The organism is Rhizobium sp. SRDI969 (assembly GCF_025152725.1).
In the GTDB taxonomy this organism is placed as follows: domain Bacteria; phylum Pseudomonadota; class Alphaproteobacteria; order Rhizobiales; family Rhizobiaceae; genus Rhizobium; species Rhizobium leguminosarum_I.
In genome coordinates this window covers 35,201-61,445 of the sequence record NZ_CP104038.1, presented here as the reverse complement: position 1 = coordinate 61,445, position 26,245 = coordinate 35,201, and the positions used below count along the sequence as shown (strand labels likewise).

Annotated in this window: 19 protein-coding genes and 1 pseudogene; 15 read left to right on the top strand and 5 right to left on the bottom strand. The window is 61.8% G+C overall.

Annotation, left to right across the window (positions count from 1 at the left end):
• Positions 1-86: 86 nt before the first annotated feature.
• Entirely contained in the window at positions 87-1,424 is a 1,338-nt protein-coding gene (locus N2A41_RS29915) for a nucleotide sugar dehydrogenase (protein WP_260111935.1), read from the bottom strand.
• A 508-nt stretch (positions 1,425-1,932) separates the two neighbouring features.
• On the opposite strand from N2A41_RS29915, the gene N2A41_RS29910 reads away from it, so the two are divergent.
• The 10 genes from N2A41_RS29910 to N2A41_RS29865 all read left to right on the top strand — a co-directional run bounded on the left by N2A41_RS29910 (position 1,933) and on the right by N2A41_RS29865 (position 16,572).
• Positions 1,933-3,276 (top strand): adenylate/guanylate cyclase domain-containing protein, encoded by a 1,344-nt coding sequence (locus N2A41_RS29910; RefSeq protein ID WP_260111934.1) that lies wholly within the window; start codon positions 1,933-1,935, stop codon positions 3,274-3,276.
• Between the two features lie 154 nt (positions 3,277-3,430).
• Positions 3,431-5,320, top strand: coding sequence for an ABC transporter ATP-binding protein (locus tag N2A41_RS29905; RefSeq protein ID WP_260111933.1), 1,890 nt, complete (start codon positions 3,431-3,433; stop codon positions 5,318-5,320).
• Positions 5,320-7,227 (top strand): ABC transporter substrate-binding protein, encoded by a 1,908-nt coding sequence (locus tag N2A41_RS29900; RefSeq protein ID WP_170262614.1) that lies wholly within the window; start codon positions 5,320-5,322, stop codon positions 7,225-7,227. The genes N2A41_RS29905 and N2A41_RS29900 overlap by 1 nt, the downstream gene beginning before the upstream one ends.
• Positions 7,228-7,230: 3 nt before the next feature.
• Positions 7,231-8,229 (top strand): ABC transporter permease, encoded by a 999-nt coding sequence (locus tag N2A41_RS29895; RefSeq protein ID WP_017968204.1) that lies wholly within the window; start codon positions 7,231-7,233, stop codon positions 8,227-8,229.
• Positions 8,229-9,401 carry an ABC transporter permease gene (locus N2A41_RS29890; RefSeq protein ID WP_162115188.1) on the top strand — a complete coding sequence of 391 codons (1,173 nt, stop codon included), beginning with the start codon at positions 8,229-8,231 and terminating at the stop codon, positions 9,399-9,401. Before N2A41_RS29895 ends, N2A41_RS29890 begins: the two co-directional genes overlap by 1 nt.
• 96 nt (positions 9,402-9,497) lie before the next feature.
• On the top strand, positions 9,498-10,706 hold the full coding sequence (locus N2A41_RS29885; protein WP_162115187.1) for a glycosyltransferase family protein: 1,209 nt from the start codon (positions 9,498-9,500) through the stop codon (positions 10,704-10,706).
• Positions 10,707-10,715: 9 nt separating this feature from the next.
• Positions 10,716-11,963 carry a glycosyltransferase family 4 protein gene (locus N2A41_RS29880; protein ID WP_260111932.1) on the top strand — a complete coding sequence of 416 codons (1,248 nt, stop codon included), beginning with the start codon at positions 10,716-10,718 and terminating at the stop codon, positions 11,961-11,963.
• The gene (locus N2A41_RS29875) at positions 11,960-13,126 is read left to right on the top strand and encodes a glycosyltransferase family protein (protein WP_260111931.1); all 1,167 of its coding nucleotides are present in this window, start codon (positions 11,960-11,962) and stop codon (positions 13,124-13,126) included. Before N2A41_RS29880 ends, N2A41_RS29875 begins: the two co-directional genes overlap by 4 nt.
• 161 nt (positions 13,127-13,287) lie before the next feature.
• The gene (locus N2A41_RS29870; RefSeq protein ID WP_222295339.1) at positions 13,288-16,002 is read left to right on the top strand and encodes an ABC transporter ATP-binding protein; all 2,715 of its coding nucleotides are present in this window, start codon (positions 13,288-13,290) and stop codon (positions 16,000-16,002) included.
• Between the two features lie 102 nt (positions 16,003-16,104).
• Positions 16,105-16,572 (top strand): cyclic nucleotide-binding domain-containing protein, encoded by a 468-nt coding sequence (locus N2A41_RS29865; RefSeq protein ID WP_017968198.1) that lies wholly within the window; start codon positions 16,105-16,107, stop codon positions 16,570-16,572.
• 7 nt (positions 16,573-16,579) lie between these two features.
• Here N2A41_RS29865 and N2A41_RS29860 read toward each other — a convergent pair whose 3' ends face one another.
• The 3 genes from N2A41_RS29860 to N2A41_RS29850 form a co-directional block, all read right to left on the bottom strand.
• Complete coding sequence (locus N2A41_RS29860; RefSeq protein WP_064246775.1) at positions 16,580-16,870, bottom strand: type II toxin-antitoxin system RelE/ParE family toxin; 291 nt, start codon at positions 16,868-16,870, stop codon at positions 16,580-16,582.
• Positions 16,867-17,331 (bottom strand): hypothetical protein, encoded by a 465-nt coding sequence (locus N2A41_RS29855; RefSeq protein WP_260111930.1) that lies wholly within the window; start codon positions 17,329-17,331, stop codon positions 16,867-16,869. The genes N2A41_RS29860 and N2A41_RS29855 overlap by 4 nt, the downstream gene beginning before the upstream one ends.
• Before the next feature lie 135 nt (positions 17,332-17,466).
• Positions 17,467-18,798 carry an MFS transporter gene (locus tag N2A41_RS29850; protein ID WP_170262620.1) on the bottom strand — a complete coding sequence of 444 codons (1,332 nt, stop codon included), beginning with the start codon at positions 18,796-18,798 and terminating at the stop codon, positions 17,467-17,469.
• A 379-nt stretch (positions 18,799-19,177) separates the two neighbouring features.
• On the opposite strand from N2A41_RS29850, the gene cyoA reads away from it, so the two are divergent.
• From cyoA to N2A41_RS29825, 5 genes and pseudogenes are all read left to right on the top strand, one after another.
• A complete protein-coding gene (cyoA, locus tag N2A41_RS29845) occupies positions 19,178-20,356 on the top strand; it encodes a ubiquinol oxidase subunit II (RefSeq protein ID WP_222385364.1) in 1,179 nt (392 codons plus the stop codon).
• A 42-nt stretch (positions 20,357-20,398) separates the two neighbouring features.
• Positions 20,399-22,402 (top strand): cytochrome o ubiquinol oxidase subunit I, encoded by a 2,004-nt coding sequence (gene cyoB, locus N2A41_RS29840; protein WP_170262622.1) that lies wholly within the window; start codon positions 20,399-20,401, stop codon positions 22,400-22,402.
• A 5-nt stretch (positions 22,403-22,407) separates the two neighbouring features.
• On the top strand, positions 22,408-23,028 hold the full coding sequence (gene cyoC, locus N2A41_RS29835) for a cytochrome o ubiquinol oxidase subunit III (RefSeq protein ID WP_170277604.1): 621 nt from the start codon (positions 22,408-22,410) through the stop codon (positions 23,026-23,028).
• The gene (gene cyoD, locus N2A41_RS29830; protein ID WP_017968191.1) at positions 23,025-23,426 is read left to right on the top strand and encodes a cytochrome o ubiquinol oxidase subunit IV; all 402 of its coding nucleotides are present in this window, start codon (positions 23,025-23,027) and stop codon (positions 23,424-23,426) included. The genes cyoC and cyoD overlap by 4 nt, the downstream gene beginning before the upstream one ends.
• A pseudogene (locus N2A41_RS29825) lies at positions 23,423-24,258 on the top strand (SURF1 family protein). The gene cyoD and the pseudogene N2A41_RS29825 overlap by 4 nt, the downstream one beginning before the upstream one ends.
• Here the strand turns inward: N2A41_RS29825 and N2A41_RS29820 are convergent.
• A complete protein-coding gene (locus N2A41_RS29820; RefSeq protein WP_260111929.1) occupies positions 24,253-26,181 on the bottom strand; it encodes a hybrid sensor histidine kinase/response regulator in 1,929 nt (642 codons plus the stop codon). The pseudogene N2A41_RS29825 and the gene N2A41_RS29820 sit on opposite strands and share 6 nt — an antisense overlap.
• Positions 26,182-26,245: the final 64 nt, after the last annotated feature.

Here is a 26,245-nt window from a genome sequence, read left to right as displayed (position 1 = left end):
CCGGAAAGTCAGTACGGAACATTAGCTCGCCCGCCATCTCGATGGGAGTCGCTGCCAAATAGCAGACTTATGCGGTGACGTTTGCGTCACGCCTTGACGACGTGATCGCCCGAGAGGCCGAGCCGGTTGAAGACGTTGCGCGTGTCGATAATCAGCGCCGCACTTTTCGACAGCCCCGCGTAATCCACCTTGTCGTGGTCGGTCGCCACCAGCACCGCATCGTAGCCGGCAATGGTATCAGGAGTCAGCGTCACCGATTTGCGGCCCTTCAGCGCCTGGTATTCGCGCGTCGGCGGGATCTCGGCGACGAAGGGATCGTGATAATCTGCATGTCCGCCACGCTCCTCGATGATCTCGATCAGCCGCAGCGACGGGCTTTCTCTTATATCGGCGACGTTCTTCTTGTAGGCGAGCCCAAGCACGAGCACCCGGCTGCGGCTCAGCGCCTTGCCGGCGCGGATGTCGAGCGCTTCGGCGAGCTTGCCGACGATATAACGCGGCATTGCCGAATTGATCTCGCCGGCGAGTTCGATGAAGCGGGTCGGCAGCTCATATTCGCGCGATTTCCAGGTGAGATAGAAGGGATCGATCGGGATGCAATGGCCGCCAAGACCGGGGCCGGGATAGAAGGGCATGTAGCCGAAGGGCTTGGTCTTGGCAGCGTCGATGACTTCCCAGACGTCGATACCCATCGCCGCATAGACGGTCTTCAGCTCGTTGACGAGGGCAATATTGACCGAGCGGAAGATGTTTTCGGTGAGCTTCACGGCCTCGGCCGTCGCATTCGAAGAGACCGGAACGACGGATGATACCGTCGCACCATAGAAGGCCTTCATCAGCGCCAGCGCCTCAGGCCCGTCGCCGGCGACGACCTTGGGGATGGTGGCGGTATGATAGTGCTGGTTGCCGGGATCCTCACGCTCCGGGGAGAAGCCGACGAAGAAGTCCGAGCCGGATTTCAGTCCGGTGCCTTCGAGAATGACCTTTACCACGTCATCGGTCGTGCCGGGATAGGTGGTCGATTCCAGCACGACGAGCTGACCGGGGCGCAAATGCGCGGCAATCGAGCGCGACGTCGCCTCGACGAAGGAAAGGTTGGGATCGCGATGTTTGGTGAGCGGCGTCGGCACGCAGATGATGACGACGTCGCACTCGGCAAGGCCGGCGAAATCGGTCGTCGCCTTGAAGCGGCCCGCATCGATCTCGGCAGACAGCGCCTCATCGCTCACCGCGTCGATATAGGAGCGGCGGGCATCGAGCGCCACCATCTTGCCTGGATCGATGTCGAAGCCGGTCACCGCAAAGCCGCTACGCGCCACCGCCATCGCCAGCGGCAGGCCGACATAACCAAGCCCGATGATGCCGGCACGGGCCGCGCGGGTTTCGATCTTCTGCAAAAGCGTATCGAAGGTGGAGGTGGTCAAGGCGGGATCTTTCAAACGGGAAGGGAAGGCTGATCTAATGCATGATCCAGGCAAATTAAACCCGGGCGCGGATCTTCCTCGTCTTTCCGGCGGCACGGCCGGCCGGTTCTCGCCGATGGCTGCCCCTCAACCTAACCCTCTTGCCGATCTCCTGGGCCGGGATGTCGCGTGGCATTGATGCCCAAATCCCTTAACCTGTGTGGCGGAAATGACTCAGGCCGCGCCGTTTGCTGCAACTTCAGCGCACAAAAAATTGCAGCTCCCATTGTTTCGCATTTGCAGCATCCCTATTTTGACTTTTGATAATGAACCAGCTGGAAAGGACAACCCGTCCGATCCCCGGATATGGGGAGCTGAGGGGCGCCACTGCCGGGCTTTCGGCAGATCCGTTGACACTATATTACCGCTCGTACATCCTGATTTCCCTGTGACCTGCGCATGAAAATGCGGCGGCCGAGGGAATTTTTGGCTCTTAGGGATGGCGTGCCTTATGAGGATCATACCGAGAATGAGCACGATCGAAACCAGCGTCTCCTCCATCCTGTTGGACCGGGTCGCTGAATGGCTGACGAACTCTTCGCTGGCCGGAGACGAGCTTGAAAACATCGTCCGCGGCTTCTGCGAAAGACTTGCGGCCGCCGGCCTGCCGATCGCGCGCGTGCACCTGACCTTTTCGATGCTGCATCCGCTCTACGATGCGCTGAGCTTCACCTGGCGGCGCGCCAGCGGCGTCACCATCGAAGGTTTTCGCATGCCGGCCGGGCAGAAGCCGGACCGCTTCCTGCAGAGCCCCTATTATTACCTGCTCGACAACAACCTGCAGCACATCCGCCGCCGGCTGACCCAAGAAGGCCCGGCCGAATTCCCGATCTTCGAGGACCTGCGCAAGGACGGCATCACCGACTACCTCGCCTTCGTGCAGCCCTTTGGCGACGGCTCGGTGCAGGGCATGATGGGTTCCTGGTCGACGGACCATAATACCGGCTTTTCCGACGACATGATCGATGCGCTGCTCAGGATGCAGAACCATCTGGCGGTCGCTGCCAAGATGGCGGTGCTCGGCAAACTCGCCAACAACATGCTGACCACCTATCTCGGCGGCGACGCCGGCAAGCGGGTGCTGAACGGCCAGATCCGCCGCGGCGACGGAGAGACGATCCGCGCAGCCCTCGTCATGGGCGATATGCGCGAATCCACCATATATGCCGAAAAGGAAGGCCGGCAGGCTTATATCGACACGCTGAACCAGTTCTTCGACGCGATTGCCGCCCCCTTCAACCGCAATGGCGGCGAGATCCTGAGCTTCCTCGGCGATGGCTTCCTCGCCGTCTATCCTTGCGGGCGCCATAAGGACCCATCGAAAATTGCCTGCGAGGCGGCGCTTTCGGCCGTGCATCAGGCGCAGGCGCGGGTCGCCGAGCTCAACAGGGACCGCGAGCAGAAGGGCCTGACCAGGGTCGGCTACGGCATCGGCCTGCATGTCGGCAACGTCATGTTCGGCAATGTCGGCCTCAAGGACCGCCTGACCTTCTCCGCCTTCGGCTCAGCCGTCAACGAGGTCCAACGTTTGCAGATCCTGACCAAGAAATACGGCCGCGAGGTCGTCGCCAGCCAGGCCTTCGCCGGTTATTGCGGCGGCGAATGGACAACGCTCGGCGAGGAGAAGTTGCGCGGCGTCCGCCAGAAGGTGACGGTGCTGCAGCCGCGCGCGCCGGCACCCACAATCAATGTCGACGAGAGCTTCCGCGAGGCCGTACAGAACGGACTTTCGGAAGCCGAGCAGGTCATTCTCCTGCATCGCGACGCCAAGAAACAGGTCAAGCGCACCAGCATGGAGAAATTCATCCAGTAAGAGCTTAGAACCCCTGCCATAATCTTCGCATCTCGCCCGGGGGAACTTCGGCGGGGGCGGCGGTTTTTCTATGATTGTCATCAGCTAGACACCCCGTTTGCGGTACGATAGTGTGCCTTAACGGGAACATAGAAGACTGGGGAATTTCATTGGTATGGCGTCTGCAGCCGATCTGTTGCGTATTGAAAATCTCGACGTCTCCTTCTCGGTTTTCGGTGACCGGTTACGCGTCGTAAAAGAAGCCAATCTTCGCATCCTTCCGGGCAAGGTCACCGCCCTCGTCGGTGAATCCGGCTCCGGCAAATCGGTGATCAGCCAGTCGGTGATGGGCATATTGCCCAATCCGGCCAAGGCCTCCGGCCGCATCCTCTTCACCGATCCGCTCGACGGCAGCACGACCGATATCCTATCCTTTCCGCGCGACAGCGAGGAAATGCGCGACCTGCGCGGCCGGCGCATGGCGACGATCTTCCAGGAGCCGATGACCTCGCTCTCGCCGCTGCATACGATCGGCAATCAGATCAGTGAAGTGCTGCTGATCCATACCGAGGCCGACAAGCAGGAAGCCCGTGAAAGGACCGAGGAGATGCTCGGCCTGGTCGGCTTTTCCAACCCGCATCGCACTTACGACATGTATCCGTTCGAACTGTCCGGCGGCATGCGCCAGCGCGCGATGATCGCCATGGCGCTGATCTGCAAGCCGGCTCTCTTGATCGCCGACGAGCCGACGACGGCGCTCGACGTGACGATCCAGGCGCAGATCCTGGAACTGCTCCGCGAGTTGCAGGCCAAGCTCGGCATGGCGATGCTGCTCATCACCCACGATCTCGGCATCGTCGCCAATATGGCCGACGAGGTGGTCGTCATCTATCACGGCGAGATCATGGAAGCAGGACCCGTCGAGGCGATCTTCCGCAATCCGCAGCATCCTTATCTCAAAGGTCTGATGGCCGCCGTTCCGCATTTCGACATGAAACCCGGCGAGCGGCTGAAAGCGCTGCGCGAGGTAACGGTCAATCTCGAGTCCCTCGTCGGCAAGAAGAAGCCGCTCCAGGCAGAGGCGCCGGGCACCCTGCTGTCCGTTGCCAATCTGTCGAAGACCTACAAGGCGCGCAAGCGCAGTTTCTTCGGCAAGCACGAAGCCACCGTCCTGCGCGCCGTCGACGACGTCAGCTTCGACGTCCGCCGCGGCGAATGTCTTGGCCTGGTCGGGGAATCCGGCTGCGGCAAGACGACACTCAGCAAGATCCTGATGCGCGCCATCACGCCGGACAGCGGCGCGGTGGTATTCAACGACGGCAAGGAGGTCGTCGACGTCCTCTCCGTCAAAGGCGCCGAACTGCAGGACATGCGGACCAAGATCCAGATGGTGTTCCAGGATCCGGTCTCCTCGCTTTCGCCGCGCATGACGGTGCGCAACATCCTGAGCGAACCGCTCGAGATCCATGACCGCGGCGACAGTAACGAGCGCAAGCGCAAGGTCGAGGGATTGATGGCGGCAATCGGCCTCGACAAGCGTTATCTCAGCCGTTACCCGCACAGTTTTTCGGGCGGCCAGCGCCAGCGCATCGGTATTGCGCGCGCACTCGCGCTCGGGCCGAAGCTCGTCATCCTCGACGAGCCGGTCTCGGCTCTCGACGTTTCCGTGCAGGCGCAGATCCTCAACCTGTTGAAGGACCTGCAGAAGGAGCTGGGACTTACCTATCTCTTCATTTCGCACAATCTCGCCGTCGTCGATTACATGGCCGACCGTATCGCGGTGATGTGCAAGGGCCGCATCGTCGAGATCGCGCCGCGCGAGATCATCCTGCGCGATCCGGTGCATCCCTATACGAAATCGCTGCTCGCCGCCGTCCCCTTCCCCGATCTCGACCGGCCGCTCGATTTCAAGGCGCTCAGGGAAAACGGCGCCGCCGACAAGCAGAACTGGGGCGTGACCTTCACCGCCGAGCACGACGACGCTTCCGAACTCGCCTATGCCGACCTCGGCGACGGCCATCTGGTGCGCGCCCGCAAGGGCGCCGATGCCAAGGAGTTGCGTTGATGGTGACGCGTCGCATATTCCTGGGCGGCCTCGTCGGCGCGGCGATCGCGCCCGCGGTGGTGAGGGCGCAACAAGCCGCCGAACCGGAATTCCTGAAGGAGCGGCTGACATCAGGCAGCCTGCCGCCGATGGCCGAGCGCATTCCCGCCCGCCCGCGCATCGTCAACCTGAAGGAATTGGGGCTGGAACCGGGTGCCTACGGCGGCACGGTGCGCACCATTATCGGCGGCCAGCGCGATATCCGCTTCATGACGATCTACGGCTATGCCCGGCTGGTCGGCTACAACAAGCACCTGCAGTTCCAGCCGGATATCCTGGCCGGTTTCCAGTCCGAGGACGACACGGTCTTCACCTTCACGCTGCGCGAAGGCCATAAATGGTCCGACGGCCAGCCGTTCACGGCCGACGATTTCCGCTACTGGTGGGAAGACGTCATCCTGAACGACAAGTTGACACCCGGCGGCGGCGCGCTGGAACTTCGTCCGCATGGAAGCCTGCCGCGCTTCGAGATGCTCGATGCGCTGACCGTGCGCTACACCTGGGAAAAACCCAACCCGATGTTCCTGCCGACATTGGCAGGCCCGCAGCCGCTCGTCATCTTCGGCCCTGGTCATTATCTCAAGCAGTTCCACAAGAAATTCCAGCCGGACCAGGCGAAGATGGACGAGCTGATGAAGACCTACCGCGTCAAGAAATGGCAGGATCTGCACATCAAGATGGCGCGTTCCTATCGTCCGGAAAATCCGAACCTGCCGACGCTCGATCCCTGGCGCAATACGACGCCGCTGCCGTCCGAGCAGTTCGTCTTCGAGCGCAACCCGTTCTTCCACCGCGTCGACGAGACCGGCAGGCAGCTTCCCTATCTCGACCGTTTCATCCTCAACGTCTCCTCCTCGTCGATCATCGCCGCCAAGGCGGGTGCAGGCGAAGCCGACCTGCAGGTGACCGGCATCGATTTCAACGACTACACCTTCCTGAAGGAGGCCGAAAAGCGCTTCCCGGTGAAGGTCAATCTCTGGAAGCTCGCGCGCGGCTCGCGCATCACGCTGCTGCCGAACCTCAACTGCGCCGACGAGGTGTGGCGCGGCCTCTTCCGCGACGTGCGCCTGCGCCGGGCGCTGTCGCTGGCGATCGACCGGCACGAGGTCAACATGGTGGCCTTCTACGGCCTTGGCACGCCAAGCGCCGATACGGTCCTGCCCGACAGCCCGCTCTTCAAGCAGGAATATGCCGACGCCTTCGTGAAGTTCGATCCCGACGAGGCCAACCGCCTGCTCGACGAGCTCGGCTTGACCAAACGCGACGACGACGGCATCCGGCTGCTGCCCGACGGGCGGCGCGCCGAGATCACCGTCGAGACCGCCGGCGAGAGCAATCTCGATACCGACGTGCTGGAGCTGGTGCATGACCACTGGGCCAATATCGGCCTTGCGCTCTATACTCGCACCTCGCAGCGCGACGTCTTCCGCAACCGGGCCATGAGCGGTTCGATCATGATGTCGATCTGGTACGGCCTCGACAATGGCGTGCCAACAGCCGACATGTCGCCCGCAGGCCTTGCGCCGACACTCGACGATCAGCTGCAATGGCCGCTCTGGGGCATGCATTACCTCTCCGCCGGCCAGGAGGGCGTCGCACCCGACCTGCCGGAGGCGGCCGAACTGGTCGACCTGCTTGGCCAATGGGGCTCGACGGCGAAATTCGAGGAGCGCCAGGTGATCTGGCACAAGATGCTGTCGCTCTATACACAGCAGGTGTTCTCGATCGGCCTCATCAACAGCACGCTGCAGCCGATCCTTCGCGCCGCCAAGCTGCAGAACCTGCCGGAGAAAGCGCTCTACGGCTTCGATCCCACCTCCTATCTCGGCGTCTATATGCCGGATGCATTCTGGTACAAGGAGGCCTGAGGCGTGTTCAGATATATACTTTGGCGGATCGCCGCCATGGTGCCGACGCTCTTCGTCATTTCGGCACTGGTCTTCACCATCATCGAGCTGCCGCCGGGCGACTTCTTCGAGAGCCAGATCGCCGAACTGCGCGCCTCTGGCGAAACCGCCAACCTCCAGGAAATCGAGGAGTTGCGCCAGCAATACGGCTTCGATAAGCCGGAGATCGTGCGGTATTTCTACTGGGTCGGCGGCATGCTGCACGGCGATTTCGGCTACTCCTTCGAATACCAGCTGCCGGTCTCCGACGTGGTCGGCGATCGTCTATGGCTGACGATCCTCGTCTCCTTCACGACGATCCTGCTCACCTGGCTGATCGCCTTTCCAATCGGCATCTATTCGGCCACGCACCAGTACAGCTGGGGTGATTACGGGCTGACGTTCCTCGGTCTGATGGGCATCGCCATTCCGAACTTCATGCTGGCGCTGATCCTGATGTATTTCGCCAATATCTGGTTCGGCATCTCGATCGGCCATCTGATGGACCAGCAATATATCTCGGCGCCGATGAGTTGGGCGAAGGCGCAGTCGATCCTCGCCCATCTCTGGATCCCCGTCATCATCGTCGGCACGGCCGGCACGGCCGGCATGATCCGCAGGCTGCGCGCCAACCTGCTCGACGAGATGCAGAAGCAGTATGTCGTCACCGCGCGCGCCAAGGGCCTGCCGCCGCTGAAGGCGCTCATCAAATACCCGCTGCGCATGGCGCTCAACTTCTTCGTCGCCGATATCGGCTCGATCCTGCCGTCGATCATCTCGGGCGCCGAGATCGTCGCGATCGTGCTGTCGCTGGAGACGACGGGTCCGATGCTCATCAAGGCGCTACAGAGCCAGGACATGTACCTTGCCGGCTCCTTCCTGATGTTCCTGGCCTTCCTCAACGTCATCGGCGTGCTGATCTCGGACATCGCGCTCGGCTTCCTCGATCCCCGTATCCGTCTGCAAGGCAGGAGCACCAAATAATGTCGCCCCTTCCCGCACCCGGCGCGCCGCTGCCGCATTACGTCTCGACCGCGCCTTTCGATCCGCTTGCGACCGAAAGCATGACTTCGGCGCAATCGCGCATCCATCTCGCCTCGCAGAAGCAGCTGATGTGGTGGAAGTTCAAGCAGCACAAGCTGGCCTTGATCTCCGGCATCTTTCTCGCCGCCGTCTACCTGATGATCCTGATTGTCGAGTTCCTCGCACCCTATGGCCTGCACACACGCAATGTCGATTTCATCCACGCGCCGCCGCAAACCATCCACTTTTTCGACAAGGGCAGCTTCGTCGGTCCCTTCGTCTACGGCCGCAGCATGACGCTCGATATCGACACGCTGCACCGCGTCTATACCGACAAGACGAATGACGTGCAGCCGATCCGTTTCTTCTGCCGCGGCGACGCCTATAAATTCTGGGGCGCTGTCGCCTCGAACTATCACCTCGTCTGCCCGGCGATCGGCGGCCAGATGTTCCTGCTCGGCACCGACCGGCTCGGCCGCGACGTGCTGTCGCGCATCCTCTACGGCGCGCGGATATCGCTGACCATCGGTCTGATCGGCATTTCGATCAGCTTCGTGCTCGGCATCGTGATCGGCGGCCTTGCCGGTTATCGCGGCGGCTTTTTCGATCTCATCGTCCAGCGCCTGATCGAAGTGTTGCAATCGCTGCCGAGCCTGCCGCTGTGGATGGCGCTGGCCGCCATCATGCCGGTGACGTGGAGCCCGATCGTCATCTATTTCGGCATCACCGTCATCCTCGGCATCATCGACTGGACGGGGCTGGCGCGCGCCGTACGCTCCAAGCTCTTGGCGCTGCGCGAGGAGGATTATGTCCAGGCCGCACAGCTGATGGGCGCCAGCACGCCGCGCATCATCGGCCGGCATCTGGTGCCGGGCTTCATGTCGCATCTCATTGCTTCGGCGACGATTTCAATCCCCGGCATGATCCTTGGAGAGACCGCGCTCTCCTTCCTCGGCCTCGGCCTTCGTCCGCCGATCACCAGCTGGGGCATTCTGCTGACCGAGGCAAAAAGCGTCAGCGTCATCGCCTTCTACCCGTGGCTGCTCTATCCGATCATTCCTGTTGTTCTTGTCATTTTGGCGTTCAACTTTCTGGGAGACGGCTTGCGTGATGCGGCAGATCCCTACAAATAGCAGGAAACGCAGCGGCGCATCTCGGCACCGCCCCCACCTCTTGCCCTCCGGACGGTGGGGGTACTAAGTATGTTGCTCACCCCAGAAGGGATGCCCATGTCCAGACGTCTCGAAGATGCGCGCATCCTCATGTACAGCCACGACACCTTCGGTCTCGGCCATCTCAGGCGCTGTCGCGCCATCGCCCATGCGCTGGTCGAGGATTATCGCGGCCTGAACATTCTGATCATTTCGGGTGCCACGATCGCCGGCGCTTTCGACTACCGAGCCCGCGTCGACTTCGTGAAGATCCCGAGCGTCATCAAGCTGCGCAACGGCGAATATACGTCGCTCGCCAGCCATATCGACCTGCACGAGACGCTGAAGATGCGCGAATCGAGCATTCGCCACACGGCCGAGACCTTCCAGCCCGATATCTTCATCGTCGACAAGGAACCGATGGGACTGAAGGGCGAAGTCGAAGATACGCTCGCCTATCTCAAGGCCCGCGGCACCGTTCTGGTGCTGGGGCTTCGCGAGATCATGGACGCGCCGCATCTGCTCGAGGCCGAGTGGAAGAAGAACAGCATCATGCAGAAGATCGACCAATATTACGATAGCGTCTGGGTCTACGGCCCACCTGACTTTTACGATCCGCTGATCGGCCTCGACGTGCCGGCAAGCCTGCGCCGGAAGATGGATTTCGTCGGCTTCCTGCAGCGCAGCGTCTCCAGGGGCAAGACCTCGATCAACGCCCGCAAGGACAATTACATCCTCGTCACCACAGGCGGCGGCGGCGACGGCTCCGATCTCGTCCACGACGTCATGAACGCCTACGAGGCGGACCCGACCTTGACGCAGAAGGCGCTCGTCGTGCTCGGCCCCTATATGCCGGCCGCCGAGCGCGCCAAGCTGGTGCAGAAGGGGGAAGCCATTCCCTATATCGAGGTGATCGAGTTCGACAATCACATGGAAGAGCTGATCGACAGCGCCACCGGCGTCGTTGCCATGGGCGGCTACAACACCTATTGCGAGATCCTCTCCTTCGACAAACCGGCCCTCATCGTGCCGCGTGTCAAACCACGCGAGGAACAGCTGCTGCGCGCGAAGCGGGCAAGCGAGCTCGGCCTCGTCGACATGCTGCTGCCGGAACAGTCGGTCGACCCCACAATCATGGCGGAAGCGCTGAAGCGTCTGCCCTTCCGCCAGCCGCCGTCAAAGAGCGGCGGCAACATGCGTCTTGAAGGGCTGGACCATATCTCGCAGACCGTCGGCCGGTGGATCGACGGCCGCGGCAGCCACCTTTCCCTCGTCGGCGCGGAATAGGGCAAAGCATTGCCGCCACGCCGCAAGATCCTCGTCGTGCTGAAAGGCTATCCCCGCCTTTCGGAAACCTTCATCGCCCAGGAGTTGCTCGGCCTCGAAAAGGCCGGCTTCGACCTGACGCTGATTTCGATGCGCCGGCCGACCGACAAGAAGCGCCATCCCGTGCATGACGAGATCAGGGCGCGCGTCGTCTATCTGCCGGAATATCTGCACGAGGAGCCGATCCGCGTGTTGAAAGGCCTCATCGCCGGTTTCTCCAAGCCCGGCTTCAAGCCGCTGATGAAACGCTTCCTCGCCGACCTCAAGCGCGATATCTCTCGCAATCGCTTCCGCCGTCTCGGCCAGGCGCTGGTGCTTGGGCGTGAATGGCCGGATGAGGGCGAATGGCTGCATGCCCATTTCATCCACACGCCGGCCTCGGTGACGGAATATGCGAGCATCCTCACGGAAACGCCCTGGACCTGTTCGGCGCACGCCAAGGACATCTGGACGTCACCCGACTGGGAGCTGCAGGAAAAACTCGGCAGCGCCCGCTGGGCGGTCACCTGCACCAGGACGGGCTACGAACACATGCGGGCGTTGACCGACCGAGAGGATGCTGTGCATCTGAGTTATCACGGTCTCGATCTCGCCCGTTTCGGCCATTTTGCCGGCGAGCGTTCGAACCGCACCGGCAGCGACCCCGGCGATCCGGCCTTCATCCTCAGCGTCGGCCGTGCCGTCGAGAAGAAGGGCTACGACGTGTTGCTGCGCGCGCTGGCGCTGCTGCCTGCCGACCTTCACTGGCGCATGGACCATATCGGCGGCGGCGAGGAGCTTGCGAAACTGAAGGCGATGGCCAGCGAACTCGGCATCTCCGGCCGCATCATCTGGAAGGGCGCCATGGCGCAGGAAGACGTGCTCGATCATTACCGCCGCGCCGACCTCTTCGCGCTTGCCTGCCGCATCGCTGCCAACGGCGACCGCGACGGCCTGCCGAACGTCCTGGTCGAAGCCTCGAGCCAGCGGCTCGTCTGCCTCTCGACCGAAGTATCCGGCGTGCCGGAGCTGCTGAAGAACGGTGAAAACGGTCTCGTCGTGCCGCCCGAGGACCCGGCGCGGCTTGCCAGCGCGCTGGAGGCTGCGATCCGCGACCCGGCACTGCGCAAGCGCCTCGGCGACGCCGCCGAAGGCCAGGTGCGCGAACATTTCGACTACCACTCCAGCATCCGACAGCTCACAGGCCTGTTCGAGGCCGAATGGCAGAAGGCGTCATGACGGCACCGCGTATTTTCTTCTACGTCCAGCATCTGCTCGGCATCGGCCACATAGCCCGCGCGAGCCGGATCGCCAATGCGCTGGTCAAGGACGGTTTTGACGTGACCGTCGTGACCGGCGGCCTGCCGGTGCCGGGCTTTCCTAGTGAAGGCGTGAAGACCGTGGCCTTGCCGGCAGTCGTCGCCAGCAATGCCGGTTTCTCCGGCCTCGCCGATGCCGATGGCCGGCCAGCGGGCGAGGATTTCCTCCATGCCCGCTGCCAGCTGCTGCTCGATGCCTTTCATACCGCAAGGCCCGATGTCGTCATCATCGAGGCCTTCCCCTTCGGCCGGCGACAGATGCGCTTCGAACTCCTGCCCCTGCTCGAGGCGATCGACAAGGCCGAACCCCGGCCGAAACTCTTGAGCTCAGTGCGCGACATCCTGCAGGAAAACCGCAAGGCCGGCCGCGACGCCGAGACCGTCACGCTGGTCAAGGACCATTTCGATGCCGTGCTCGTCCACGGCGATCCCGGTTTCGTCAAGCTTGAGGACACCTTTCCGCTGACATCCGAGATCGCCGACAGGCTGCTTTATACCGGCCTCGTCGCACCCCCGTCGGCGCCGGTACCGACGGAGACATTCGACATCATCGCATCGGCGGGCGGCGGCGCGGTCGGCGCTGCGCTGATCGGCGCGGCCAAAGAGGCGGCAGCGCTGCTGCCCGCCGATCTTCGCTGGCTGCTGGTTGCCGGCCCGAACCTGCCGGAGGCAGATTTCGCCGCCCTGTCTGAAGACGCGGCCCCGAATGTGACGCTGGTGCGTTTCCGTAAGGATTTTCCCTCGCTGCTGCGTGGCGCCAAGGTCTCGATCTCGCAAGCAGGCTACAACACGGTCGGCGATCTCCTGCGCACCGAGTGTCGGGCGATCCTCATCCCCTTCGTCGCCGGCGGCGAGACCGAGCAGACGGTGCGCGCCGAACGGCTGCAGGCGCTCGGCCTTGCCGATATTCTGCCGGAAAACGGACTGACCTCGGGCCATCTGAAAGAGGCCGTCGAAAAGGCGCTCACCACACCGCCAAGGGGATCGGTCCTGCTCGACCTCGACGGGGCGGAGAAAACCGCCCTCATCATTCGCTCCATGATTGCCGAATCCCTCGCCCAATCCAAAATTCCTGTGGTATAAGCAATGTTCCGGCGAGAATCGGCACTTTTGCGGCCGGTCGCTTCGCCTTGTTTTCATTGCGATATCGGCGGTCCGGCTGCATGATCCTCTTCTCAGAATTCCTCCCGGACCCGGCGCCCGGATCGCGCCCTCGGAATTTCCCAGCAAGCTGACGGTTAGCCATGGAAAAAAGCCTCGCCCGCTACATCTGGAAGAACACGCGGCTGCAGCAGCTGTGGATTCTGGCTGTCGTCGCCGCTTCTATGGTGCCCTATTTCCTGTCCTTCGACCTGCCGAAGCAGATCGTCAACGGACCGATCCAGGGAGACGGGTTCGAAGGTCCGGGCGCAAGGCAGACCTTCATGCATATTGCCTACGACATTCCGCTGATCGGACATGTCGAATTCTTTCAAGGCTTGCAGCTCAACCGATTCCAGATGTTGATGGCCCTCAGCATGGTGTTTCTGGCACTGGTGGTGCTGAACGGGCTCTTCAAGTTCTATATCAACACCTATAAGGGCCGGCTCGGCGAACGCATGCTACGCCGTATCCGCTTTGAGCTCATCGACCGGGTGCTGCGGTTTCCACCCATCCATTTCAAGCGGGTAAAATCGGCCGAAATCGCCACCATGATCAAGGACGAGGTGGAGCCGATGGGCGGTTTCACCGGTGATGCCTTCGTCTCCCCTGCCCTTCTCGGCGGCCAGGCGATCACGGCGCTCGCCTTCATCATCGTGCAGAATTTCTGGCTTGGCATGATCGCGGCGGGCATCGTCGGCGTGCAGGCGCTCGTCATTCCCCGCATGCGCAAGCGCCTGCTGGATCTCGGCCGGCAGCGGCAGCTGACGGCGCGTGAGCTTTCCGGCCGCGTCGGCGAAATCGTCGAAGGCATCGGCACGATCCACGGCAACGACACGTCGAACCTCGAACGCGCCGACATCGCCTCGCGGCTCGGCCGGATCTTTTCGATCCGCTACGACCTTTATCAGTGGAAGTTCCTGGTGAAGTTCATCAACAATTTCCTGGCCCAGGTCACGCCGTTCCTGTTTTACGCGATCGGCGGCTACCTCGCGCTGCAGGGCAGGCTCGACATCGGCCAGCTCGTCGCCGTCATTTCAGCCTATAAGGACCTGCCCGGCCCGCTGAAGGAACTGATCGACTGGGACCAGATGCGCCAGGACGTGCAGGTGAAGTACCAGCAGGTCTATGAGCAGTTCAACGTCGAGCCGCTGATCGACAGCCGCATCCAGGAACTCGCAACCGCCCCCGTCGGCCCGCTGACGGGCGCGTTCGTCGTCACCAATCTGACGCTCTCCGATGACAGCGGCGCCCGTATCGTCGACCACGTCTCCGTCGAGATCAAACCGAACGAGACGGTGGCGATCGTCGGGCCGAACGGCAGCGGCGCGGAAGCGTTCGCCGAAGCGCTCGGACGCATGGTCTGGCCGGACTCCGGCCGCATCACCATCGACGGGCGCGATCTCCTGGAGATGCCGGAATCGATCACCGGCCGGCGGATCTCCTATGCCTCGTCCGACACCTTCTTCTTTCACGGCACGCTTGCCAGCAATCTGCTCTACGGCCTGAAACATGCGCCGATGACCGATCCCGTTTACGATGAGCGGGAAGCGCTGGAATATAAATGGCATTCCGCCGAAGCGGAGAAGGCCGGCAATCCGACGCTCGACCTCAACAGCGACTGGGTGGACTACAAAGCCGCCGGCGCCAGCGGGCCTGAGGATCTGCTGAAAGCGATCCGCCCGGTGCTCGACGCTGTCCTGATCTCGCAGGACATCCTCGATCTGGCGCTGCGCTCGACCGTCAACACGGACGTGCATGTGGCGCTCGGCGGCCACGTCGTGGCGCTGCGCGCCTCGCTGCGCGACCGGCTGCGCGGCGAGGGTCTCGACACGATCGTCGTGCCTTTCGATTTCGAGGCCTATAACGCCCAGGCGACGGTCGGCGAGAACCTGCTCTTCGGCACGATGAAGCGGCCGTTGATGACCAATCGAAGGCTTGCCGCGCATCCCTATTTCCAGCAGCTCTTCCGTGAGACCGGCCTCAGCACCGATCTCTACGACATGGGCCTCGAGATCGCCGAGAACGCCGTGGAACTCTTCCACGACCTGCCGCCGGACCATCCTTTCTTCCAGCAGCTGACCTTCATGACGGCGGACGACATCCCGGCCTATCAGGCGCTGCTGCAGAAGCTGCAAAGCCGCCGCTTCGAGGACGCCACGCCAGAGGAACGTTCGGCCATCATCCGGCTGAGTTTTGCCTATATCGAGCCGCGCCACCGCTTCGGCTTGCTGACGAACGAGCTCATGGACAAGATCGTCAGTGCCCGCAAGCAGTTCCACGAACATATTCCGGCCGATCTCTCTGAGCTGATCGAGCGCTACGACGCCGAGCGTTTCACTCCGTCGGCTAGCCTGATGGACAATGTGCTCTTCGGTCGTATCGCCTATCAGCAGGCCGACGCCTCCGACCGCATCCGCGGCATCATGGGCGAGCTCTTCGATGCGCTCGACCTTTATGACGACGTGCTGTCGATCGGCCTCGAATTCGATGTCGGCTCCGGCGGCAAGCGACTGACCATGGTGCAGCGGCAGAAGCTGAACCTGGCCCGCGCCCTGTTGAAGCGCTCGGACTATTTCATATTCAACCGGCCACTGTCGGCGCTCGACCAACGCGTTCAGGATCAGATCACCCGCAATATCATCGAGAACCTGCACGAGGAAGGCCATCGGCCAGCGATCATCTGGGTGCTCTCCAATGCCCGGCTGGCAGAAATGTTCGACCGGATTCTGCTCTTCGACCGCGGGGGATTGGCGGAAGCCGGAAACTATCCGGAACTTTCCGAGAAAAACGGGATGTTCAAGGAACTGTTATCGTAATATTCTATAGGGGCGGCGATGGTGGGTGTTCCCGATGGGGAGCGCCTCGGAGTTTGAAGATGCCTGGTCTTATGGACCCTGCGTCAGGGGATTGAAACGCTCATGCTGTTGAGAGACGAAGTCGAAATGCTGCGAAGGGTACCGATCTTTTCAAGGATCGCGCCAGCAAAGCTCAAGCTTTTGGCCTTTACCTCCGATCGCATGACCTACAAAGCCGGGCAGAACCTCTTTCATCAGGGCGATGTCGGTGATGCGGCCTACGTCATCCTCTCGGGTACCGCCGATATCGTTGTCGCCTCGCCAGCGGGCGAGATCAAGGTCGCCGACGTCGAACCCAATTCCATCGTCGGCGAAATCGCCATCCTCTGCGATGTCTCGCGCACGGCAACGGTTCGCGCCACCTCGCCGCTCGAAGTGTTGCGCATCAGCAAGGAGCACTTCCTGAAGCTGCTCAGCGATTTCCCGGAGATGGCCGTGGAAATCATGCGGGTGCTGGCCGACCGCCTGAACCATACCACCGCGGAACTGACCGCGGCTCGGGCGGCGAAACAGCCGCAGATGGCGCAGTAAAACGCATTCAGCGTTTCGGCGGCCATTGCTGCGCGCCATGTAGAAGGCGCAGTATTTCCACCCTCTGTGCTTTTCTGTCGATGCGATAGATCAGCAGAAATGTGGTACGCGGAATGACCAATTCCCGGGTTCCGTCAAGACGGCCGCCGCGTCCTGCTTCGGGGTGATCGGCGAGCATTTTGGCCTGATGTCGGATAACATCATCCAATGCGATTGCAGCCTTTGGATTTTGAGCGAAGACGTGCCGGATCTGGCCTTCCCGATCCAGGAGAGCCTGTTGCAGCCATTTGACGATCAAGAAGCCTTATCTCCGGATTCCAGCTGCGCGAGCAGTTCGGCCCGAAGCTTGTCCATTCGCTCTTCGGCGTCCTGCGCGCTGATCCAGACCGCGTTCGGATCATCGGCCTCCCGGATCGCTTCCTCGACCTGTTCACGGAACCACTTGTCGTATTCCGCCGCCTCATGAGTGCGACGCAGAGCTGCGGCCCGATCCGGCCGCGATGCCGTCCCCGGAGCGTAATCGGCCGCATCGACATCGAACTGCGAGATGCCGACATCCTTGAGATAAGACACCAAGCTATCCATGCGCTTGAACACGCGCACCTGCCGGCTGCGTTGGGCGGCGAGCGGGCGCTCGACCTTGCCATAGCGGATGACGACGGACCAGCCACCGGTCTTGCCGACAACATGAGCCACCTCGACCGCCCCTGCTTCGACAAGGCGGGAAAGGGTCGAATGATCGATAGTTTCCGCGGTCATGGCCTATCCTCGTTCAGGCCGACAAGAATATGCATTTAATTATAGATTGCAATGCATTCAATAATTGAAATTGCGCTGCCCGAAGACGAAAGCCTGCATGGTTTCCCATGCTGGCCCCCATGCGTTCAAGTCCACCTATTCGCGCTGCTCCAGCGCCCTGCTGAAGGCGAGGGCCGCAAGCGTGCAGATGGCGCCGGACAGCAGGTAGTAGCCGACGAAAGTCAGCCCGAAGCGGCTCGACAGGCTGAGCGCCACCAGCGGCGCAAAACCCGCGCCGATCAACCAGGCCAGATCCGAGGTGAAGGCGGCGCCCGTATAGCGATAACCGCGGCCGAAGCGCGACGAGATCGAGCCCGTCGCCTGGCCGAAGGAAAGGCCGAGGACGCCGAAGCCGATGATGACGAAAGCGTCATGACCACTGTTGCCGGACGCGATCAGGATCGGCCCGACGAAGCTGAAGATAGCGATGATGACGGCGCAGATGGCAAGCTGGGCGCGCCGGCCGATACGGTCGGCAATCAAGCCCGACGCGATGATGGTGACAATGCCGACCATGGCGCCGACCACCTGCACCACCATGAAGGCGCCGATCGGCTGGTTGCCGTAAAGGCTCATCCAGCCGAGCGGGAAAATGGTGACCAGGTGGAACATGGCAAAACTTGCCAGCGGCACGAAGGCGCCGATCAGGATGTCACGGCCATGGACGCGCAGCACGTCGAGGATGGGGGCGGCTTCAAGCTCGTGCTGTTCCAGCAGCGTGCCGAATTCCTTGGTCATGACCAGGCGCAAACGCGCAAACAGCGCCACGACGTTGATCGCGAAGGCGACGAAGAAGGGATAACGCCAGCCCCAGGAGAGGAAATCCTCACTGGAAAGATTGGCGACGAAATAACCGAACAGGGTACTCGCCAGCGCAAAGCCGATCGGCGCGCCGAGCTGCGGGATCATCGCATACCAGCCACGGTGGTTGGCCGGCGCATTGAGCGCGAGCAGCGAGGCAAGGCCGTCCCAGGCGCCGCCGAGCGCGAAGCCCTGGCCGAGACGGAAGAGCGCCAGCAACGCGATCGACCAGACGCCGATCTCGTCGTAACCCGGCAGGAAGGCGATCGAGGCCGTGGAGCCGCCGAGCAGGAAGAGCGCGATCGTCAGCTTGGTGCCGCGGCCATACAGCCGGTCGATCGTCATGAAGACGACGGAGCCGACCGGGCGGGCCAGGAAGGCCAGCGAGAAGATGGCGAAGGAATAAAGCGTTCCCGTCAGCCTGTCCGGCGCGAAAGGGAAGATCAGCTGCGGAAAGACCAGGACCGAGGCGAGACCGTAGACGAAGAAATCGAAGAATTCCGACATGCGGCCGATCACCACGCCGATGGCGATACTGCCCGGCGAAACCGGCTTGTCGTCGTGAATGCGCCGCGCGTCGCGTTCCAGCGACGACGATGACGGTCCGTAATGCGATGTTGTAGCCATGAAACGCCTCTCTCGTTGAAGCGCTTTCGCCAAGGCGCCTCAACCTGATCTTGATCAAACCTGCAGGCTTATCAAGTCCGTAAGACGTAAATAGTTCATCATCGCGGCTCAAAATGAGGCGTGAACGGAAAAAACAGCGTGATCCGGACCGCGATTTTCCGACGGGATGCTGGCCTGCCCGGTTCTGGCGGATATATTGCTTGGAAACATGCGCTGGCGGAAGAATCCTTCTTGAGTTCATCAGGATTTCAAAGCTGTCGTGCGACATGATTCTTGCCGCAGTGCGGCATGATTGCTGCGCTGCGACCAAACACCTCATGTCGCTATCGCGTCCAGTGCGTTAGTCGCGGAACGAACGAAACAACAAGAGCTTAGAGACGTGCTAAAACTCATGAAGTTTTCCCGCCTTCTATCCGTCTTGCCGCTGCTTTTCCTGGCAGGATGCAACATGGTGGTCATGGCGCCTTCCGGCGACATCGCCACGCAACAGCGCGATCTCATCGTCATCTCGACGGTACTGATGCTTTTGATCATCATACCGGTGATTTTCCTGACGCTGTTCTTCGCCTGGCGCTATCGCCGCTCCAATACGGCGGCTACCTACGCGCCGGAATGGCACCATTCGACCCGTCTCGAAATCGTGATCTGGGCAGCACCGCTGGCAATCATCATCGCGCTCGGCGCCGTGACCTGGATTTCCACCCATAAGCTCGATCCCTACCGTCCGCTTGACCGCCTCGATGCGGAGCGGGCCATTCCGGCCGATACCAAGCCGTTGAACGTCGAGGTCGTGGCGCTCGACTGGAAGTGGTTGTTCTTCTATCCCGAGCTCGGTATTGCCACCGTCAACGAACTCGCTGCCCCAGTCGACAGGCCGATCAATTTCAAGATCACCGCCTCCTCGGTGATGAACTCCTTCTATATCCCCGCCCTTGCCGGCCAGATCTATGCCATGCCGGGCATGGAGACAAAGCTGCACGCCGTCATCAACAGGGAAGGCGAATACGAGGGCTTCTCCGCCAATTACAGCGGCGCCGGCTTCTCGCACATGCGCTTCAAGTTCCACGGTCTCACCCAAGAGGGATTTGACCAATGGGTGGCGCAGGTCAAGCAGCAGGGCACCATGCTCAACCGCGACGCCTATCTGAAGCTCGAAAAGCCGAGCGAGAAGGAACCGGTGCGTTATTATGCCGGCACCGATGCCGACCTTTACAACGCCATCCTCAACCTGTGCGCCACGCCAGGCAAGATGTGCATGAACGAGATGATGCACATCGACATGATGGGGGGCGGCGGCAAGGAAAGTGCGGAGAACCGCGAGAAGCTGCGATATGACGGTCACGCCGGCGGAGGTGTCGTCGAGCACGGGGCTACCGTGCCGGCAACGGGTGTTCCGGCACAAGTTGAGCCGCCCAAGAGCACCGATGGCGGCATGCAGCACGACATGCCTGGCATGCCCGGTATGCCTGAAATGGACATGCAGCATGGGGGTCATTCCATGCCAGGCATGAGCAATGGCGCCGATCCGGCGCCGGCGCAGCTCAACAACAACAATTAACCTGGCGCTTTGCGTCGCGAGACATAATGAACGGGTTGTTCCATGTTTTCCAATCCTGACCTCCTGAAGTTCGTCTTCGGCCGGTTGACCCTCGATGCCATCCCCTATCACGAGCCGATCCTGGTCGTGACCTTCCTTGGCGTCATCATCGGCGGTCTCGCCGTGCTCGGCGCCATCACCTATTTCAAGTTCTGGGGTCCGCTCTGGCAGGACTGGATCTGCAGCGTCGATCACAAGAAGATCGGCATCATGTATGTGATCCTCGCGGTCATCATGCTGTTGCGCGGTTTCTCCGACGCGATCCTGATGCGCGTCCAGCAGGCGATCGCCTTCAACGGTTCGGAGGGCTATCTGCCGCCGCACCATTACGACCAGATCTTCACCGCCCACGGCGTCATCATGATCTTCTTCGTGGCGATGCCCTTCGTCACCGGCTTGATGAATTTCGTGGTGCCCCTGCAGATCGGCGCGCGCGACGTCTCCTTCCCCTTCCTGAACAACTTCTCTTTCTGGATGACTACCGCCGGCGCGATCATCATCATGCTGTCGCTGTTCATCGGCGAATTCGCCCAGACCGGCTGGCTCGCCTACCCGCCGCTGTCGGGCGCTGCCTACAGTCCAGGCGTCGGCGTCGACTATTATATCTGGGGCCTGCAGGTGGCCGGGGTGGGAACGACGCTTTCGGGCATCAACCTGATCGCAACGATCGTCAAGATGCGTGCTCCGGGCATGACCTTCATGAAGATGCCGGTCTTCACCTGGACGGCACTCTGCACCAACGTGCTGATCGTCGCCTCCTTCCCCATCCTGACGGCCACGCTCGCGCTGCTGTCGCTCGACCGCTACGCCGGCACGAACTTCTTTACCAACGACCTCGGCGGCAATCCGATGATGTACATCAACCTTATCTGGATCTGGGGTCATCCGGAGGTCTACATTCTCGTGCTGCCGGCCTTCGGCATCTTCTCGGAAGTCGTCGCCACCTTCTCCGGCAAACGCCTCTTCGGCTACGCCTCGATGGTCTACGCAACCTGCGTGATCATGATTCTTTCCTACATCGTCTGGCTGCACCACTTCTTCACGATGGGCTCGGGCGCCAGCGTCAATTCCTTCTTCGGCATCACCACGATGATCATCTCGATCCCGACCGGGGCCAAGATTTTCAACTGGCTCTTCACCATGTATCGCGGCCGCATCCGCTTTGAGGTGCCGATGCTGTGGACGGTCGGCTTCATGGTGACCTTCGTCATCGGCGGCATGACCGGCGTCATGCTTGCCGTGCCGCCGGCCGACTTCGTGCTGCACAATTCGTTGTTCCTCATCGCCCACTTCCACAACGTCATCATCGGCGGCGTTCTCTTCGGTATGTTCGCCGGCGTGAACTACTGGTTCCCGAAAGCCTTCGGCTTCAAGCTCGACGCCTTCTGGGGCAAGATGAGCTTCTGGTTCTGGCAAATCGGCTTCTGGTTCGCCTTCATGCCGCTCTACGTGCTGGGCCTGATGGGCGTCACCCGCCGCATGAGCCAGTTCGAGGACCCGTCGATACAGATCTGGTTCATCATCGCCGCCTTCGGCGTCGGCCTGATCGCGCTTGGCATTGCCGCCTTCCTGATCCAGATCGTGGTCAGCTTCATGAAGCGCGAGGAATTGCGCGACGACAGCGGCGATCCCTGGGACGGCCGCACGCTGGAATGGTCGACCTCCTCGCCGCCACCGGAATACAACTTCGCCTTGACGCCTGTGGTGCACGATCATGACGGCTGGTACGACATGAAGAACCGCGGTTATGCGCGTCCGCTGGAAGGCTTCCGGCCGATCCACATGCCGAAGAACACCGGCACCGGCGCGATCCTCTCGGCCATCAGCATCGCCCTCGCCTTCGGCCTGATCTGGTACATGTGGTGGCTGGTGGTCGTTTCCGTCGTCGCCATGCTCTCTGTGGCGATCGGCCACACCTTCAACTACAGACGCGACTTCTACATCCCCGCCGAAGAGGTGACCGAAACGGAAGGCAAGCGCACCGCATTGCTTGCCGAGCAGGTGTGATGACCATGAGCGATCAGACTATCGACACGGCCGAAAAGCCTGAATTCTACCTGACGGAAGATCATCATCCGGAAAACAGCACCAATCTCGGCTTCTGGCTCTACCTGATGAGCGACTGCCTGATCTTCGCGGTTCTGTTTGCAACGCACGGCGTCCTTGGCCGCAACTATGCCGCCGGCCCCTCGCCCGCCGATCTCTTCGATCTGCCGATCGTTGCCCTCAACACATCGATGCTGCTGTTTTCCTCGATCACCTACGGCTTCGCGATGCTGCAGATGGAGCGGAACGCAAAGGCGGAAACGCTGTTCTGGCTTGCCGTGACCGGCTTGTTCGGCGCAGCTTTCATCGGGCTCGAACTCTACGAGTTCATCCACCTGATCCACGAAGGCGCCGGGCCGACGCGCAGCGCCTTCCTCTCCTCCTTCTTCACCCTGGTCGGCACCCACGGGCTGCACGTCACCTTCGGCATCGTCTGGCTGATCACGCTGATGGTACAGGTGTCGATGCACGGGCTGATCGAGGCCAACCGCCGCCGCCTGATGTGCCTTTCGATGTTCTGGCACTTCCTCGACGTCGTCTGGATCGGCGTCTTTTCCTTCGTCTATCTGCTGGGAGTTGTCGGATGAGTTCGCAAGCACCTGCACATGAGGATGCCCACGAGGCCCACCACGGCCACAGCCACGGCCATCAAGCCGGCCATGGCACGTTCCGCAGCTACATGACGGGCTTCGTGCTCTCCGTCATCCTGACTGCCATTCCCTTCTGGCTGGTCATGTCAGGCGTCTTCGAAAACCCGGCGGTGACGGCGGTGCTGGTGATGGGCCTCGGCGCGATCCAGATCGTCGTCCATATGGTCTTCTTCCTGCATATGAATACCAGGAGCGAGGGCGGCTGGACGATCATGGCGCTGATCTTCACCCTGATCATCGTCGCCATCGCGCTCTCCGGCTCGCTCTGGGTCATGCATCATCTCAACACCAACATGATGCCGATGAGCCCCGAGATGATGAAGAACATGCCGTGACTATGACGAAGGGGCGGCGGCAACGCCGCCCGCAGCGGGTCAGCTCATGAGCGAGGCTCACTCGGAAAAATCGGAAAGACGGCGTTATCAGTTCAAACGCGCGATCTTCGCCGCCTGCCTGATACTACTTGCCGCGGCACTCGCCGCACTCGGCACCTGGCAGGTTGAGCGCCTAGCCTGGAAACGCGACCTCATCGCCCGCGTCGACCAGCGTGTGCATGCGCCACCCGTGCCGGCCCCGGCACGCGCCGACTGGAACAAGGTCAACGCCACTGATGACGAATATCGGCGGGTGACCGCAGTGGGGACGCTGGCGAACGACAAGGAGACGCTGGTCTATGCCTCCACGATGCTCGGTCCAGGTTATTGGGTGATGGCGCCGCTGACGCTTGCCGACGGGACATCAATCCTCGTCAATCGCGGCTTCGTGCCGACCGACCGGCGCGACCAGGCCTCGCGCCGCGAGGGCGAATTGTCAGGCCCTATCGAGATCACCGGTCTGCTGCGGATGACGGAGCCGAAGGGATCGCTGCTGCAATCCAATGACGCCGCGACCGACCGCTGGTATTCGCGCGATATCGCAGCGATCGCTGAAAAGCGCGGCGTCAGTGCGGCCGCGCCCTATTTCATCGATGCCGATGCCAGTGCCAACCCCGGCGGTCTGCCTGTCGGCGGCCTCACGATCATCGAGTTCCCCAACAACCATCTCGTCTACGCGATCACCTGGTACGGGCTGGCGGCGATGGTGCTGGCATTGCTGGTGTTCATTCTTCGCGGCGAGAGGGGGAGCCGGGTTCGGCCAAGGCCTTATCCTCGTCGGCGATCCTTATGAAGCAACCCGGCTGATCGCCTCGGCGAGCTGCGCCTGTGAGAAGGGCTTGCCGAGGCGGGGCAAGTCGACGATGTCGGCCCCTTGCGGGATCTCGGCGTAACCGCTTGCCAGGATGATCGGCATCTCGGGCCATTCGTTGCGGATCGCCTGGGCGAGCTGCGCCCCCGTCATGCGCGGCATGGCATGATCGCAAATTACCAGGTCGACCTGCTGCTTGCGCAGGATGTCAAGTGCCTCGGGACCGGCCATCGCCTCGAACACGGTATGGCCGAGATCCTCCAGCATCAGCGTCGTATTCATCAGGACCAGACCATCGTCGTCGACGGCGACGATGCGCAGCCGGCGCGGCGCATTTTCCTCCTGCTGCGGCCGGTCGGCAGTTGCCTCGGTCGCCCGTTCGACAATTGCGACCGGGAACCACAATTCGGCGGTCGTGCCTTCGCCGAGGCTGCTCTTCATCGTGAGGCGGCCACCGGACTGGGACACAAGGCCCTGCACCATGGAAAGGCCAAGCCCGGTGCCTTTGCCGACACCCTTGGTGGTGAAGAACGGCGTGATCGCCTGCTCTAGCGTCTTTGCGTCCATGCCCTCGCCTTCGTCGATCACTGCGATACGGACATAGCGGCCAGGCGACAGCGGGCCTTTGCCTGATGGCAGCGACTCCTCGGACGCGCGAAGCATGATCCGGCCGCCGGACGGCATGGCGTCGCGGGCGTTGACGACGAGGTTCAGGATCGCCATCTCCAGCTGGTTCGGATCGGTCAGGATCGTCGGCAGCCTGACGGGGAAAGAGGTCTCGATCACGGTCAGCGGTCCGAGCGAACGGCTCAGCATATCCATCATGCCGCGGATCAGGCCGGAGAGGTCGATCGGCTCCATGTGCAGTTCCTGCCGGCGGGAAAAGGCCAGCATGCGTTGCGTCAGCGCCGCACCCCGCTGGGCGCCCTGCATGGCATTGTCGACCAACGATGTCAGCGAGAGATCCTGCGGCATGCGTTTCTTCAGGATTTCGAGACTGCCGAGGACAGCCATCAGCAGATTGTTGAAATCATGGGCGATACCGCCGGTCAATTGACCGATCGCCTCCATCTTCTGCGACTGGAAGAGCTCTTCGCGAGCCTGCTCCAGGGCCCGCTGGGTCTCCATCTTCTCGGTGATATCGCGGGTGATCTTGGCAAAACCGATCACATCGCCTTCGTCGTCCCGGATGGCGTCGATGACGACGCTGGCCCAGAAACGGGTGCCGTCCTTGCGGACGCGCCAACCTTCCCTCTCGAACCGGCCCTCGGTACGCGCGAGGCCGAGCGCGATCTCCGGCAGGCCGGATTCGCGGTCCTCGGGGGTATAGAAGGTTGAGAAATGCCTGCCGATGATTTCTTGCGGCCGATAGCCCTTGATCCGCTCGGCGCCGAAATTCCAGCTGCTGACATTGCCGTCGGGATCGAGCATGTAGATCGCATAGTCCGAGACGCCCTGGACGAGCCGGCGGAACTGTTCCTCGCTCTGGCGGATCGCCTTTTCGGCAGCCATGCGTTCGGTCAGGTCGCGGGTGATCTTGGCATAGCCGATAAGTTCGCCGGAGGGGCGGCGGATCGGATCGATGACCACATGCGCCCAGAAGCGACTGCCATCCTTGCGCTGGCGCCAGCCTTCCCCCTCGAACCGGCCGTCCTCCGATGCCGTGGCAAGCGCGCGCGCTGGTGCACCCGCGGCGCGGTCCTCTTCCAGATAGAAACGGGAAAAATGCTCACCGAGAATTTCGGAAGGCTGGTAACCTTTGAAGCGCTGGGCGCCGGTATTCCAGCTGGTGACGATGCCTTCGGGGCTCAGCATATAGATAGCGTAGTCGGTGATGGCATCGACCAGAAGGCGAAAGCGTCCCCCTTCGTCAAGAGACGTGTCATGTCGATTCAGCAATTCCATCGGCCCCTCTGAGTCACCAGCGCTTTAACGCCGAGGCAGCCAGATGGTTCCGAAACAGCTCCAG

Excerpts from the sequence above, each read along its gene's own strand:
- N2A41_RS29910 (WP_260111934.1), top strand. The coding sequence starts at position 1,933 with ATGAGCACGATCGAAACCAGCGTCTCCTCCATCCTGTTGGACCGGGTC.
- N2A41_RS29905 (WP_260111933.1), top strand. The coding sequence starts at position 3,431 with ATGGCGTCTGCAGCCGATCTGTTGCGTATTGAAAATCTCGACGTCTCC.
- N2A41_RS29900 (WP_170262614.1), top strand. The coding sequence starts at position 5,320 with ATGGTGACGCGTCGCATATTCCTGGGCGGCCTCGTCGGCGCGGCGATC.
- N2A41_RS29890 (WP_162115188.1), top strand. The coding sequence starts at position 8,229 with ATGTCGCCCCTTCCCGCACCCGGCGCGCCGCTGCCGCATTACGTCTCG.
- N2A41_RS29885 (WP_162115187.1), top strand. The coding sequence starts at position 9,498 with ATGTCCAGACGTCTCGAAGATGCGCGCATCCTCATGTACAGCCACGAC.
- N2A41_RS29875 (WP_260111931.1), top strand. The coding sequence starts at position 11,960 with ATGACGGCACCGCGTATTTTCTTCTACGTCCAGCATCTGCTCGGCATC.
- N2A41_RS29870 (WP_222295339.1), top strand. The coding sequence starts at position 13,288 with ATGGAAAAAAGCCTCGCCCGCTACATCTGGAAGAACACGCGGCTGCAG.
- N2A41_RS29865 (WP_017968198.1), top strand. The coding sequence starts at position 16,105 with ATGCTGTTGAGAGACGAAGTCGAAATGCTGCGAAGGGTACCGATCTTT.
- N2A41_RS29855 (WP_260111930.1), bottom strand. The coding sequence starts at position 17,331 with ATGACCGCGGAAACTATCGATCATTCGACCCTTTCCCGCCTTGTCGAA.
- N2A41_RS29850 (WP_170262620.1), bottom strand. The coding sequence starts at position 18,798 with ATGGCTACAACATCGCATTACGGACCGTCATCGTCGTCGCTGGAACGC.
- cyoB (WP_170262622.1), top strand. The coding sequence starts at position 20,399 with ATGTTTTCCAATCCTGACCTCCTGAAGTTCGTCTTCGGCCGGTTGACC.
- cyoC (WP_170277604.1), top strand. The coding sequence starts at position 22,408 with ATGAGCGATCAGACTATCGACACGGCCGAAAAGCCTGAATTCTACCTG.
- cyoD (WP_017968191.1), top strand. The coding sequence starts at position 23,025 with ATGAGTTCGCAAGCACCTGCACATGAGGATGCCCACGAGGCCCACCAC.
- N2A41_RS29820 (WP_260111929.1), bottom strand. The coding sequence starts at position 26,181 with ATGGAATTGCTGAATCGACATGACACGTCTCTTGACGAAGGGGGACGC.